Source organism: Aquincola sp. J276, from assembly GCF_024700035.1.
Classification (GTDB): Bacteria; Pseudomonadota; Gammaproteobacteria; order Burkholderiales; family Burkholderiaceae_C; genus Aquincola; species Aquincola tertiaricarbonis.
This window is the reverse complement of record NZ_JAJONC010000002.1, coordinates 1222501-1235945: the sequence shown is the minus strand read 5'-3', so window position 1 is coordinate 1235945 and position 13445 is coordinate 1222501. Positions and strand designations below refer to the sequence as shown.

10 protein-coding genes and 1 pseudogene (1 of these 11 running past the window's edge) are annotated in these 13445 nt (G+C 69.5%); 3 read left to right on the top strand and 8 right to left on the bottom strand.

Annotated elements, in window-relative coordinates:
• Nucleotides 1-2: 2 nt before the first annotated feature.
• Entirely contained in the window at nucleotides 3-1139 is a 1137-nt protein-coding gene (locus LRS14_RS23640; RefSeq protein ID WP_257801343.1) for an NAD(P)/FAD-dependent oxidoreductase, read from the top strand.
• Nucleotides 1136-2026 (top strand): amidohydrolase, encoded by an 891-nt coding sequence (locus tag LRS14_RS23635; RefSeq protein ID WP_257801342.1) that lies wholly within the window; start codon nucleotides 1136-1138, stop codon nucleotides 2024-2026. Before LRS14_RS23640 ends, LRS14_RS23635 begins: the two co-directional genes overlap by 4 nt.
• Here LRS14_RS23635 and LRS14_RS23630 read toward each other — a convergent pair.
• A complete protein-coding gene (locus tag LRS14_RS23630; protein WP_257801341.1) occupies nucleotides 1999-2922 on the bottom strand; it encodes a LysR family transcriptional regulator in 924 nt (307 codons plus the stop codon). The genes LRS14_RS23635 and LRS14_RS23630 overlap by 28 nt on opposite strands.
• Before the next feature lie 41 nt (nucleotides 2923-2963).
• On the opposite strand from LRS14_RS23630, the gene LRS14_RS23625 reads away from it, so the two are divergent.
• Nucleotides 2964-3968, top strand: a complete 1005-nt coding sequence (locus LRS14_RS23625) for a tripartite tricarboxylate transporter substrate binding protein (RefSeq protein ID WP_257801340.1) — start codon at nucleotides 2964-2966, stop codon at nucleotides 3966-3968.
• Between the two features lie 515 nt (nucleotides 3969-4483).
• On the opposite strand, the gene LRS14_RS23620 is transcribed toward LRS14_RS23625, so the two are convergent.
• The 7 genes and pseudogenes from LRS14_RS23620 to LRS14_RS23590 all read right to left on the bottom strand — a co-directional run.
• The gene (locus LRS14_RS23620) at nucleotides 4484-7276 is read right to left on the bottom strand and encodes an endo-1,4-beta-xylanase (RefSeq protein WP_257801339.1); all 2793 of its coding nucleotides are present in this window, start codon (nucleotides 7274-7276) and stop codon (nucleotides 4484-4486) included.
• Between the two features lie 43 nt (nucleotides 7277-7319).
• Complete coding sequence (locus LRS14_RS23615; protein ID WP_257801338.1) at nucleotides 7320-7883, bottom strand: cohesin domain-containing protein; 564 nt, start codon at nucleotides 7881-7883, stop codon at nucleotides 7320-7322.
• Nucleotides 7884-7971: 88 nt separating this feature from the next.
• On the bottom strand, nucleotides 7972-9249 hold the full coding sequence (locus tag LRS14_RS23610) for a TRAP transporter large permease subunit (protein ID WP_046116030.1): 1278 nt from the start codon (nucleotides 9247-9249) through the stop codon (nucleotides 7972-7974).
• Nucleotides 9246-9836 (bottom strand): TRAP transporter small permease, encoded by a 591-nt coding sequence (locus tag LRS14_RS23605; protein ID WP_257802210.1) that lies wholly within the window; start codon nucleotides 9834-9836, stop codon nucleotides 9246-9248. The genes LRS14_RS23610 and LRS14_RS23605 overlap by 4 nt, the downstream gene beginning before the upstream one ends.
• A 2-nt stretch (nucleotides 9837-9838) precedes the next feature.
• Nucleotides 9839-11052 (bottom strand): annotated as a pseudogene (locus tag LRS14_RS23600) (fumarylacetoacetate hydrolase family protein).
• Between the two features lie 20 nt (nucleotides 11053-11072).
• Nucleotides 11073-12854, bottom strand: coding sequence for an IlvD/Edd family dehydratase (locus LRS14_RS23595; RefSeq protein ID WP_257801337.1), 1782 nt, complete (start codon nucleotides 12852-12854; stop codon nucleotides 11073-11075).
• 66 nt (nucleotides 12855-12920) lie between these two features.
• On the bottom strand, nucleotides 12921-13445 hold the 3' portion of the coding sequence (locus LRS14_RS23590; protein WP_257801336.1) for a TRAP transporter substrate-binding protein. 495 nt of this gene lie beyond the right edge of the window; the window shows 525 of its 1020 coding nt (coding positions 496-1020); its start codon lies beyond the right edge, outside the window — the gene reads right to left on this strand; its stop codon occupies nucleotides 12921-12923.

The following is a 13445-nucleotide window of genomic DNA, read 5'->3' as shown; positions in this document are numbered from 1 at the left end:
TGATGGAACGCATCGACTGCCTGGTGATCGGCGCCGGCGTGGTGGGCCTGGCGGTGGCGCGTGCGCTGGCGCTGGCCGGCCGCGAAGTGATGATCGTCGAGGCCGAGAACGCGATCGGCACCCACACCAGCGCCCGCAATTCCGAGGTGGTGCATGCCGGCATCTCGTATTCGCCGGGCTCGCTCAAGGGCCGGCTCTGCGTGGCCGGCCGCATGGCGCTGGAGCGTTACTGCGCCGAGCGCGGCATCGGCTACCAGCGCATCGGCAAGCTAATCGTGGCGGTGGAGGAGGCCGAGCTGCCCGAGCTGCAACGCTACCTGCCGCTGGCCGCGGCGCAGGGCGTGCACGACCTGCGGCTGCTCTCGGCCGCCGAGGCGAGGGCGATGGAGCCCGAGGTGCGCTGCGTGGGCGCGCTGCATTCGCCCTCCACCGGCATCGTCGACAGCCACGGGCTGATGCTGGCCTGCCTGGGCGACGCCGAACGGGCCGGCGCCACGCTGGCGCTGTGCAGCCCGGTGCTGGGCGGCCAGGCGCGGGCCGAGGGCATCGTGCTGCGCTTCGGCAGCACGCAGGGCGCCGAGCAGACCGAGGTGCTGTGCCGCACGGTGGTGAATGCCGCCGGCCTGGGCGCGCAGCGCGTGGCCCGTGCCATCGACGGCATGCCGGCTGCCGAGGTGCCTCCGCTGCACCATGCGGTGGGCCACTATTTCACGCTGGCCGGGCCGTCGCCGTTCCGGCGCCTGGTGTACCCCACGGGGCGCGAGGGCGCGCTGCGGGCGCACGTCACGATCGACCTGGGCGGCCAGTGCAAGTTCGGCCCCGACCTGAGCTGGCGCGACGGCGTGGACTACCGCTTCGATGCCAGCCGCGCACCTGCCTTCTACGCCGCCGTGCGCCGCTACTACCCCGGCCTGGCCGACGGTGCGCTGCAGCCGGGCTACACCGGCATCCGGCCGCGGTTGGCCGGGCCGGGCTCTTCGCTGCACAACACCGCGGCCGACTTCGTGCTGCAGGGCGAGGCCGAGCATGGCGTGCGCGGCCTGCTCAACCTGTTCGGCATCGAGTCGCCGGGGCTCACCGCGTCGCTGGCCATCGGCGAGCTGGTGGCGGGCCGCCTGAAGGAAGAGAGCCGCGCATGAACCACGCCATACCCCAGCTCATACCCCACACCGCCGGCACCCAGCCGCCCGGCTTCACGCTGCCCGCCGGCAGCTGCGACGCACACATCCACATCTACGACCACCGCTTTCCATCGGTCGGCGACCCAGCCCGCGTGCTGGCGCAGGGCACGGTGGCCGACTACCGGCGGCTGCAGCAGCGGCTGGGCTGCAGCCGCACGGTGATCGTCACGCCCACGGTGTACGGCACCGACAACCGGGTGACGCTGGACGCCATCGCGCAACTGGGCCCGGCCGACGCGCGTGGCGTGGCGGTGCTGCATCCCGACGTGGACGACGCCATGCTGGCCCGGCTGCACGCAGGCGGCGTGCGCGGCATCCGCTTCACGCTGTTCGACCCGGCCACTGCGGTGACCGACGTCAGCATGGTGGCGCCGCTGGCCGAACGCATCGCGCCGATGGGCTGGCATGTGCAGCTCCACTGGCGCGCCGACCAGATCGTGGCGCACCAAGCGCTGGTGGCGTCGCTGCGCTGCCCCATCGTGTTCGACCACTTCGCGCGGCTGCCGCATGCGCAGGGCACAGCGCATCCGGCCTTCGGCATCGTCACCCGGCTGCTGCAAGCCGGGCGGGCCTGGGTCAAGCTCTCGGCGCCGTACCTCGACGACCCGGCCGAGTCTGCGGCACATGACAGCCGCCAGGCCATCGCTGCCGACTGGGCGGCCCGCGTGCCGCAGCGGCTGGTGTGGGGCAGCGACTGGCCGCACCCCACGGAGAAGATTGTCAAGCCCGACGATGCCGCGCTGCTCGACCGGCTGGCCCGGTGGCTGCCCGACGAGGCGCTGCGCCGCCGGGTGCTGGTGGACAACCCGGCCGCGCTCTACGGCTTCGGGCCGGTGGCCGCCTGAGGCCGGGTGTGCGGGTTGTCGCGGTAGCGCTGCTCGGCCGCCTGGCGGAAGGCTTCCAGCAGCACCCGGGTGCGCGGGCTTTCGGCATCGGCGGGCCGGCACACCATCGCGATGTGCCGCACCGGCGCATGGCGGCCGAGCGCGATCTGCTGCAGCGGGTAGGCGTCCAGCAGCTCCTGCCGCAGCGCCGGCACCACCGAGCAGCCCAGCCCGGCCGACACCATCGCGGCGATGGGCTCGGTGCCCGGCAGGTCGAAGGCACAGCGCAGCCGCGGCGCCACCTTGTTGACGTACTGCGCCGCGATGTGGCCGCCGGTGGTGACGCGGTCGAAGCGTATCCACGCATGGCGCCGCATCACCTCGGCCGGCGTGCCCTTGCGCGCATCGGGCGGGGCGATGAGCACGAAGTTCTCCCGCACCAGCGGGAACCAGGCCAGCCGGCTCGATCCGCCGGCCTGCGGCCGCACCAGCACCGCGGCGTCCAGCCGGTTGGCCTTGACGTCGTCCAGCAGGTCGGACGACAGGCTGCGCATCAGCTGGTATTGCAGCGCCGGCGCCTGCTGCTGCAGCGTCTTCAGGGCCTGCGGCAGCAGCGTCACCTGCACCGATTCCACCGTGCCCAGCCGCACGCGGCCCGACACCTCGGCCTGGTGGCGGCGGCGCAGCGCCTCCAGCGCTTCCAGCGTGTGGGTCATGGTGGCGGCCACCTCGCCGGCGAACGGCGTGGGCCGCACGCGGCGCGCCGAACGGTCGAACAGCGGCTGGCCGAACCAGTCCTCGAGCTGGCGCATCTGCAGGCTCACCGCGCTGGGCGTGAGGTTCACTTCCTTGGCAGCCTCGGCGAAGGAGCCGTGGCGCATCACCATCGCGAGCGTCTGGAGGAACTGCAGTTTCATCGGGGGCGCGGACCTGATCCCATTCAACGAAGGAGACGATGATGACATTCGACGACAACCCGTCCGCCGGCCGGCGCCGCCTGGTGCTGGGCGGCCTGGCCGCCGCGGCCGGCACGCTGGGCGTGCAAGGTGCCCGGGCACAGGCCGGCGCGGGCTTTCCCGCCAAGCCGATCCGCATCGTGGTGCCGTATGCGGCCGGCGGCGGCGCCGACGGCAATGCCCGGCTGCTGGCCCAGGCGATGACCGCCGGCCTGGGGCAGACGATGGCGATCGAGAACAAGCCCGGCGCCAGCGGCATCATCGCCGCGCAGTCGGTGGTGCAGTCGCCGGCCGACGGCTACACGCTGCTGTTCGACACCTTCCCGTATGCGGTCAACGCGGTGCTGCGCAAGCTGCCCTTCGACCCGGTGAAGGACCTGCTGCCGGTTTCGCAGGCCATCAACATGCCCAATCTGCTGGTGGTGCCCGCCAGCGCGCCCTACAAGACGCTGAAGGAGCTGGTGGACCATGCCAAGGCCAACCCCGGCAAGCTGAACTACGCGAGCTACGGCGCCGGCGGCACCGCCCACCTGGCGGCCGAACTGCTGCGGCGCGAAGCCGGCATCGACTGGGTGCACGTGCCCTACAAGGGCGGCGCGCCGGCCATCACCGACCTGCTGGCGGGCCAGGTGTCGGCCTACTTCGCCAACCCGGTCTCCGGCCTGAGCTACGTGAAGGCCGGCCGCCTGCGCGCGCTGGCCACCACCGGCCCGCAGCGCATGGCCGCGCTGCCCGAGGTGCCCACCTTCAAGGAAAGCGGCTACCCGAATTTCGAGGTGCTGGAATGGAACGGCTTCTTCGCGCCGGCCGGCACGCCGCCGGCGGTGATCGACCGGCTGTCGGCCGCGGTGCGCGATGCCACCCGCACGCCCGAGGTGCAGCAGCGCCTGGCCGCGCTGGGCATCGAGCCGGTGGGCAGCACGCCGAAGGAGTTCGCCACCTTCCTGCAGGGCCAGATCAGCCGCTGGGGGGCACTGGTCAAGGCCGCCAACATCACGGTGGACTGACGACGCACCCGGCCTCGCCTTGCGTCGCTCTTGTCAGCAGAGTCGGGCTTCAGCGCAAGCGCTGCCTGCGGTGACCTGAATACACGGTGCGCAGGCGTGAAGCCAGACCGGTTCGTCGGTGAACCTTGCAGCAGGCCTGCGGAGGCCCTTGTTGCGGTGCGCACAGGTTGTCGAAATCGGTGAGAACTGGAGCCCGCCATCGGTGGGGATCGTGGGGGACTTCTGGGGGACTTGTCGCTTACTCTAGGGGCAGCACAGGGCAAGTGTCGTTGGAACGGAATGGCCCAGGTTCAATAAAATCAATGACTTAGGTGCGACAGTCAAGCTACGAACCAAGGGGTCGTGGGTTCGAATCCTGCCAGCCGCACCAGAACACTGTTCTGAATCAACGCCCTAGACGGTCAAACGTCTAGGGCGTTTTTCTTTGCCCGTGGGGCTTGGCGTGCTTGGCGGTTGACCCGCCCGATGTGCAGGTGGCGCCAACGGTCATCCCGACCGAAGGCGCCACGGGTCGCTTACTGGCAGCGCGTGCCGGCCGGCAACATCCGCGAGATGGCGGCGATGTCTCGCACGTCGATGAGGCCGTTCTGGTCCATGTCGGCCGCGGAGGTGAAGCCGACCTGGCCTGCGCGCTTGCCGACCGAGGCCGACGCCGTCAGCAGGTCGGCGCAGCCCAGCAGCGCGTCACCGTTCACGTCGCCCGGCAGGTACGGCTCGATGTCGTAGGCATACAGCTTCACGCGGGTACCTGCTTCCGGACCGGCCGCCTGCAGAGCGACGAAGCCGCCGCTGGCGCCCTGGCGCTGGCTGATGGCGTTGTTCGGGTCGCGGTTCGGCGTGACGCCGCTGTCCACTTCCTTCAGGGCGTAGTGCTGGTTTGCGCCGCCCCGGCCGCTGAACAGGAACATCCTCATCTCGCCGGTCTGCGGATCGATCGGCGTGTTGAACCACACCGCCTGGTCAAGGGCCCGCTCGGCGATCTGGGAGCCCTCGGCGCCGTTGGTCTGCCGCGTGATCAGCGAGTGCTGGCCTGCCACCACGGTGCCGTTGGCGCCGTTGCCGCGGAACACGGTGTGCGGATAGACGTTGGTGCCGTGGATGTAGCTCAGGATGGTGTGGCCTTCCTGGCCGGCATAGGCACCTGCGGCCGGGCTCCTCATGTCCTCGAACATGAACTTGAGGTTGTCCTGGGCCAGTGCCGGTTCGGTCTCCGGTGCGTTGGTGTTGCGCAGCGGCAGCAGCGTGTTGCCGCGCAGTACCACCGGCGTGCGCGAGAGCGATTCAGGCGCGTCCGTGGTCGCAGGCTTCGTGCGGTTGGTCAGGGCGTGGGTCTTAGATTCCCCGTTGTCCTGGAAGACCGATTCGGCGGACACCACCATGTAGGTCCGGGCCGGCTCGATCCGCTTGGCCACGCGCCAGGCCTTCTCGGTGCTGGCGTCGCGGGCCAGGCGCAGGCCGATGGGGCCGGCGATCGGGTCCTGCGACTTCAGCACCAGCGTGTTGCGGCCATGCCTGGGCACAGCAGCCAGCTCGGTCTGGCCGGTGGCGCGCGCCACGCCGTCCGCACCGTAGTAGGTCTTGTACTGCTTGAACTTGGTCACGCCATCACTGAAGCGCACCTCCGCATGCGACAGCGGTGCCTCCAGCGCATTGGTGTCGCCGAACCAGGACACGGCCATCTGGCCGAAGCTCAGCACGTAGGTGGCGGTGTTCTCCACGCCCACGTTCTTGTACGCCGGTGCCGGGTCCGCGCCGCGTGCGGTCACCGTCACGTGGCAGGGCTTGCCGGGGATCACTGCACAGTCCGACGGGCTGTACTTGATGCTCTCCACCGCGAAGCCGGCGGGCAGGCTGACGTTGTCGGCGGTGAAGCTGACGTTGCGGGTGGCCAGCGGCACGTTGATGTCGAGCATCGCCTGCGCGTTCTTGCCGCCCCAGGTGCGCAGCTTGAATGTCTCGCCGCCGTAGCGGAAGGTGGCTGTCACGCCGTTGGTCGGCAGGCCGGCGTCCTTCAAGTACTTCTCGGGGTCGGCCGCGGCCCAGAAGGCCTCCTTCGGCTGGCCCACGCCCGACCACGGATAGCCGTTGGTGTGGTAGCCGGGGTCGGTCATGCCCCACCAGGTCACGCGGTGCACGCCGCCCTTGAACTCGGGATGTTTGCCACCGGGGCCGGCGGCGTACTCCTTCATCAGGCTGAACAGCTTGGCGTACTGCACGCCCTGTTCCATGAACAGCTCGTTCATCTCCGGGCCGTTCTGGATGCGCTGGCCCTTGTCCAGGCCCAGGGTGGGCGCCAGGTCCAGCTCGGTCAGGTCGACATGGGCGCCGGTGGCCAGGTACGTGCGGATGGTGCGCTCGAAGGCGTCCATGTTCAGCCGCATGTCCCAGTGGCCTTGCGTGCCGATGACATCCACCAGCGGGCGCGGATTGCCCTTGGCATCCATCAGCGGGCGGGCCTTGCCCGCGGCCACTTCGGCCGCATAGCGCTCATTGAACTCCTTGACCATCGCGGCGATGGCCTCGGCCTTGGAGGCGCGCTCGTTGTCGTTGAAGTCGTTGTAGTTCAGCAGCGAGGTGGTGTTCTGCCGCGCGAAGTAGAACGCGTCGTACATGTAGTCCCAGCTCTTGCCACCCTTGGCATAGGCCTGGGCCCATCGGGAGGGGCGCTCCTCGGGGCTGTAGCCCGAGCGCAGTGCATGGCGCCAGTTGGCCGGGTTGTCGGGGTTGTCCTTGAAGGCCTCGTTCACCACGTCCCAGGAATACGTCTTGTGGGGCTCGCGGTCGAAGTGGCCGGCCACGGTGCGGATGTAGTACTCCAGGCTGGTCTTGGCCATGGCGTAGTCCCACGGCGTTTCCCAGGCGCCGCCGGCCGTCAGCACATTGGGCGCAGGCCACTGGCCGGACTGGTTGTGCCACAGCAGCGTGTGCCCGGTCACCTTCACGCCGCGGGCATTGGCCGCGGCGATGTCGGCATTGATGCCGGAGGTGAAGTTGGTCAGGAAATTGGGCGTCGGGTTGCTGATGCCCCCGTTCCAGAAGTCGGGCTTCATCGCGTTGCTCGGCGTCACCGCGTTGAAGTGCTTGAGCGTCATGGCCGGCACCGAGTTTTCACCCGGCGTCGCACCCGGTGCGAAGTTGTTGGCGCTGAGGTTGGTGCTGCCGATGAGGAAGTGGTTCTTGTAGACGTCCTTCAGTGCGGGCCAGTCGGCGGGATTGGCCGGCCGGTCCGCGGCCCAGGCGCCGGGCGCCGCCACCAGGGCGGCTGGCAGCGCGATGACGAAGCTCTTGATGCAGAGTCTGCTCAACATGGTTGACATCCTTTTCAAAGGGGGGCGTGCGGGCGACGCCCGGTCACGCGGTCCTGCGCTTGAACGAGCCGGCGCCGAGCACGGCCGCCAGGCCGAGCGCGAACATCAGGTAGGTGGAGGGTTCCGGCACCGCCGTCACCAGGCTGCGCACGTCGGCGCTCAGTTCGCTGCCCGCTGAGTCCAGCAGCACCACCTCCGACAAGGTGAAGGTGGCCAAGCCGGCCTGCTGCACGCTGAACGAGAAGCGCGCCAGGTCGCCGGAGCCGCTCACGCCACCGATGGGGCCTGTCAGCGTGCCCAGCACGAAGGTCACGCTGCCGGCCAGGTTGTCGATGTCGCCCGGCCGGAAGAAGGTGGTGCCTGCGGTGGACAGGAACGAGCCCTCGGCCTGGGCCGTGGCCTTCAACAGCGAAGGATCGAAGTTCAGCGTGAACTGGTACGCAAACAGGTCGACGACGTCCTGTGCCCGCACCGTGAGGTCGAACCCCGTGGCCGAACTGGCGGCCGTCATCTCGACGACGGGGGCTGCCTGCGCCGGGCACAGCAGCGCCAGCGCCAGCGCGCATGCGCCTGCACCGCGCACGGCGATGCCTGATGGATTCATCATGATGGTCTCCTCTCTTGGGTGGTTGGCGCATGGGGCGCCGGCTTGCAAGGCGGATCGGCTGCCCGTGGCACCACCGATCCGTCGGCTCTCAGTAGAACCAGCGCAATGGCGCCAGCACGGTCTGCGGGAACAGGACCATGACGAACATCACCGCGAACTGGGCCGCCATGAACGGCAGCACTCCGCGCGTGACCTCGTCCATCTTCATGCGGCCAACGCCGGCCACCACGTTGAGCACGGTGCCCACGGGTGGCGTGACCAGGCCGATCGAGTTGTTGATGATGAACAGCACGCCAAAGTAGATCGGGTCGATGCCCGCGGCCTTGATCAGCGGCATCAGCACCGGCGTCATGATCAGGATGGTGGGCGTCATGTCCATGGCCGTGCCCACCAGCATCACCAGCAGCATGATGGCCACCAGCAGCAGCGTCTGGTTGTCCAGCAGCGGGCGCAGCAGTTCAACCATCTGCGCCGGCAGGTTGGCCACCGTGATCAGCCAGGCCGAGACCATGGCGGCGGCCACCAGGAACATCACCACCGCCGTGGTGCGCGCCGCGGTGACGAAGATGCGGAACAGCGACTGCAGCGTGAGTTCGCGGTAGATCACGCGGGCCACGAACAGCGCATACACCGCCGCCACCACCGCGGCTTCGGTGGGCGTGAACACGCCCATGCGCAGGCCCACGAGGATGAACACCGGCAGCATCAGCGCCCACACCGATTCGCGCGCGGCGGTCCACACCTCGGCGCGTGTCTTGCGCGGGGGCAGCACCAGCTGTTCCTTGCGGCCCACCCACCACCAGGTCAGCGCCAGGGCCGCACCGATCATGATGCCGGGGAAAATGCCGGCGATGAACAGCTTGCTGATCGACACGTTGGCGGTGACGCCGAAGATGACGAAGCCGATGCTCGGCGGAATGATGGGCCCGATCACGCCCGACGCCGCGATCAGCCCGCCCGACACTTCCTTCTTGTGCCCGGCCTTGAGCATCATCGGCAGCAGCAGCGCCGTCAGTGCGGCGGCATCGGCCACGGCCGAGCCCGACAGCGCGGACAGCAGGCAGGCCGCCAGGATGACCACGTAGCCCAGCCCGCCCTTCACATGGCCCACCAGCGCCAGCGCGAACTTGACGATGCGCTGCGACAGCCCGCCCACGTTCATGATCTCGCCGGCCAGCATGAAGAACGGCACGGCCAGCAGCGGAAAGCTGTCGGCGCCGTTGATGAAGTTCTGCGCCAGGATCTGCGCATCGAACAGGTCGAGGTGCCACATCAGCGCCACGCCGCTGGCCAGCAGCGCATAGGCGATGGGAATGCCCAGCGCCATCGAGCCCACCAGGCTGCCCAGGAAGATGAACACCGTCATGGCCGTGCTCCGCTCGGGCTGCCGGCGGGCTGGGCCTCGCTGCGTGCCAGCTCGGCCTGCAGGGCTTCGAGCTCGGCCTGTTCCTCGGATTCCTTCACCATCACCAGGTCGCTTTCGCTCACCCGGCCGCTCAGCACCCGCAGCAGCTGCAACAGCAGCAGCACGCCGGCACAGGCCGAGAAGATCACGCCCGAGGCATAGAACACGGCCACCGGCGCGCCGGTCACCGGGGCTTCCACATCCAGGTTGATGCGGGCCTGCTGCCAGCTGCCGTCCAGGAACAGCCAGGTCACGTACAGCATCAGCGCGTGGCCCAGCACCGCGCACACCTTGCGGCCCGCCAGCGGCAGGCGCGCCACCAGCATGTCGGTGCCCAGGTGTCCGCCGTCCTTCAGCGCGGCGATGGCGCCCATGAAGCACAGCCAGACGAACAGCCAGCGCGACACCTCCTCGCTGACGGCGATGCCGGAGTTGAAGACGTAGCGCAGCACCACGTTGCCGAACACCAGCACCACCATCACGGCCAGCGCGGCGGCGATGAGCACGTCGATGGCGCGGCAGAAGCGCTCGATCGCGGCGTCGAGCAGGTTCACAGCCGCGCCCCTTGCAGCAGGCCGCGTTCGGCCAGGTTGCCGATGAAGGCGCGCAGGCCGAAGCGCCACGGCGGCGCCGCCTCGCAATGCGTCACCCGGTTGCGCAGGGTGCCCAGCCAGTGGCTGTGGATGGTGACCACGTCGCCCAGCTTGGGGTGAAGCCGCCGCCCGGCTGGTCGCGGTCCTCGGTGGGCGCGAACAGCGTGCCCAGGAACAGCATGAAGCCGTCGGGGTACTGGTGGCAGGCGATGGTCTGCGCCACCAGCTCGGCGGGGTCGCGGCTGATGCTGGCCATGGTGTTGATGCCGCGCAGGGTGTAGCCGTCCTGGCCGGCCACTTCCAGGTGCACCGTCTCGCGCCGCAGCTGGTCCAGGCCGAACTGTCCGTCGAACAGGCGGATGAAGGGGCCGATGGCGCACGACGCGTTGTTGTCCTTGGCCTTGCCCAGCAGCAGCGCGCTGCGGCCTTCGATGTCGCGCAGGTTCACGTCGTTGCCCAGCGCGGCACCGACGATGTCGCCGCGGCCGTTGACGGCCAGCACCACCTCCGGCTCGGGGTTGTTCCAGTCGGAATCGGCGCGGATGCCGATGTCCTGGCCATGGCCCACGGAGGCCAGCACCGGCGCCTTGGTGAACACCTCGGCGTCGGGGCCGATGCCCACCTCCAGGTACTGCGACCACAGCTTCTTTTCCTGCAGCAGCCGCTTCAGCGCCTGGGCCTGGGCCGAGCCCGGGCGGATGTCCGACAGGCTGTGGCCGATCAGCTCGGTGACCTGGCTGCGCAGGCCCTGCGCGCGGCTGGCGTCGCCGCCGGCCTGCTCCTCGATCACCCGCTCGATCATGCTGGCAGCAAAGGTCACGCCGGCGGCCTTGACCACCTGCAGGTCGCATGGCGCCAGCAGCCAGGGCAGGGCCTCGTCGCGACCTTCGGCGCGGCTGTTGTCCAGCAGTGCATCCACGCTGCACAGGCGCTCGCCCACCACCGAGTGCGCGGCCTGCGCCGGCTGTTCGGCCTCCAGCAGCGTGCTCATGGTGGGAAAGTGCGTGCTCAGGTCGAACACGCCGTCGGCACGCAGTGCCACCACCGCCGGGCCGGCGGGGTTGCCGGGTCGCCAGACCCGGCCCACCAGGGTGCCAGCCAGGCCGTCCTGCGGCAGCACGGCATGCAAGCCATCGGTACGCACCGGCGTGGCCATCGTTGTTGCAGTCATTCAGCGTTCCTCGGGCGTGATCAGTGGTTGTGGCGCGGTGTCTTCTCGGCGATGCGCCGGTACTTCAGGGCCATGTCCAGCGTGGCGCCGTCCACCAGCTGCCCGGTGTGGCTGCGGTAGATCTCTTCCCACGGGGACTGGCTGGGCGGCACCGGCGGTGGCGGCTGCTCGCGCAGGCGGCGGGCGATCTCCTCGTCGCTCACCAGCGCGTCGCAGCGGCCGGCGTTCAGGTCGATGCGCAGCACGTCGCCGGTCTGGAGCCAGCACAGGCCCCCGCCGACCGCACTTTCAGGCGACACGTTGAGGATGGACGGGCTGTCCGCCGTGCCGGACTGGCGGCCGTCGCCCAGCGTGGGCAGCGTCTGCACGCCGCGCTGGATCAGCGCATCGGGCGGCTGCATGTTCACCACCTCGGCCGAGCCGGGCCAGCCAATGGGGCCGGCGCCGCGCATCACCAGGATGCAGGCTTCGTCGATCTCCAGCGCCGGGTCGTTGATGCGGGCGTGGTAGTCGTCGGCGCCGTCGAACACGATCGCGCGCGCCTCGAAGACGCCCTCGTGGCCCGGCCGGCTCAGGTAGCGCTCGCGGAAGCGCTGCGAGATCACGGAGGTCTTCATGATCCCGAAGTCGAACAGGTTGCCCGACAGCACCAGGAAGCCGGCCTTGTGCATCAGCGGCTCGTCGAACGGGCGGATCACCTCGCGGTCGCTGGCCTCGCGGCCTTCGATGTTCTGCGCCACGGTGCGGCCGGTGACGGTGGGGCAGTCGCCATGCAGGCGGCCGGCCTGCAGCAGCTCCCACATCAGCGCCGGCACGCCGCCGGCACGGAAGAAGCGTTCGCCCAGGAAACGGCCGGCGGGCTGCATGTCCAGCAGCAGCGGCAGGTCGTAGGCGTGCTGGGTCCAGTCCTCGGGGCGCAGCTCCACGCCGGCGTGGCGGGCCATCGCCATGATGTGCACCTGCGCATTGCTGGAGCCGCCCGCGCAGCTCACCACCGACAGCGCATTCAGGAAGCTCTCCCGGCTGAGCAGCCGCGAAGGCCGTAGGTCTTCATGCGCCATGCCGACGATGCGCTTGCCGGTCTCGTAGGCCATCTGACCGCGTTCGCGGTACGGCGCCGGAATGGCGGCGCAGCCGGGCAGGGACAAGCCCAGCGCCTCGGCCACTGCATTCATCGTCGAAGCCGTGCCCATGGTGTTGCAGTGCCCGGCCGAGGGCGCGCTGCTGCAGGCGCGCTGGAGGAACTCCTCCTCGTCGATCTGCCCGGCCGCGAGCTGCCGCCGGCTGCGCCAGATGACCGTGCCCGAGCCCACCAGCTGGCCGTCATGCCAGCCGTCGAGCATCGGTCCGCCCGACAGCACGATGGCCGGGATGTCCACGGTGGAGGCGGCCATGATGCCGGCCGGCGTGGTCTTGTCGCAGCCGGTGGTCAGCACCACGGCGTCGATCGGGTAGCCGTACAGGATCTCCACCAGGCCCAGGTAGGCCAGGTTGCGGTCCAGGGCCGCGGTGGGCCGGCGGCAGTTCTCGAAGATCGGATGCACCGGGAATTCCATCGGAATGCCGCCGGCGTCCCGGATGCCGTCGCGCACCCGCCGCACCAGGTCGAGGTGGATGCGGTTGCAGGGCGACAGGTCGCTGCCTGTCTGGGCGATGCCGATGATCGGCCGGCCCGAACGCAGCTCCTCGGGCGTCAATCCGTAATTCATGAAGCGCTCGAGGTAGAGCGCCGTCATGTCCGAACGTTGTGGATCGGCGAACCATTCGCGCGAGCGAAAGCGCCGACCGGCCGGTTTGTCCATTGCCGTCGTCGTGGGAGAAGGGGGAGGGAAACGAAGGCGGCGGCGCCGCCTCCGGGGTGAAGCGGGTTACTTCGCGGCCGACGCGCCGCCGCGCACCTTGGCCAGTTCGCCGTTCATTTCGGCGGTGGTGTCCTCGCCGAACTCCTTGCTGAACTTGGCCAGCACCGGCTGCAGCTTGGTGCGCATCTTGGCCTGCTCGGCCGCGGGCAGTTCGGTGATCTGCATGCCGGCCTTCTTCAGGTCGGCCAGCGCCGTCTCTGAGAAGGCACGGATCGTCTTGCGCTCGTACAGCTTGGCTTCGCGCGCCGCGTCCTGCACGATCTTCTGTTCCTCGGCCGACAGGCCGTCCCAGGTCTTCTTCGACATCAGCAGCACCCAGGCGCTGTACATGTGCCGCGACAGCACCAGGTGCTTCTGCACCTCGTAGAACTTGCTGGCCAGGATGGTGGCCGGCGGGTTTTCCTGCCCGTCCACCGCCTTCTGCTCCATCGCCGAATACAGCTCGGTGAAGGGCATGGGCGTGGCATTGGCGCCCAGCGCGCTGAAGGTGTCGAGGAACAGCGGGCTCTGGATCACGCGCAGCTTCAGGCC

Bases quoted from the DNA above. Each gene is read 5' to 3' on its own strand.
- LRS14_RS23640 (WP_257801343.1), top strand. From the start codon at position 3: ATGGAACGCATCGACTGCCTGGTGATCGGCGCCGGCGTGGTGGGCCTG.
- LRS14_RS23635 (WP_257801342.1), top strand. From the start codon at position 1,136: ATGAACCACGCCATACCCCAGCTCATACCCCACACCGCCGGCACCCAG.
- LRS14_RS23630 (WP_257801341.1), bottom strand. From the start codon at position 2,922: ATGAAACTGCAGTTCCTCCAGACGCTCGCGATGGTGATGCGCCACGGC.
- LRS14_RS23625 (WP_257801340.1), top strand. From the start codon at position 2,964: ATGACATTCGACGACAACCCGTCCGCCGGCCGGCGCCGCCTGGTGCTG.
- LRS14_RS23620 (WP_257801339.1), bottom strand. From the start codon at position 7,276: ATGTTGAGCAGACTCTGCATCAAGAGCTTCGTCATCGCGCTGCCAGCC.
- LRS14_RS23615 (WP_257801338.1), bottom strand. From the start codon at position 7,883: ATGATGAATCCATCAGGCATCGCCGTGCGCGGTGCAGGCGCATGCGCG.
- LRS14_RS23610 (WP_046116030.1), bottom strand. From the start codon at position 9,249: ATGACGGTGTTCATCTTCCTGGGCAGCCTGGTGGGCTCGATGGCGCTG.
- LRS14_RS23595 (WP_257801337.1), bottom strand. From the start codon at position 12,854: ATGGACAAACCGGCCGGTCGGCGCTTTCGCTCGCGCGAATGGTTCGCC.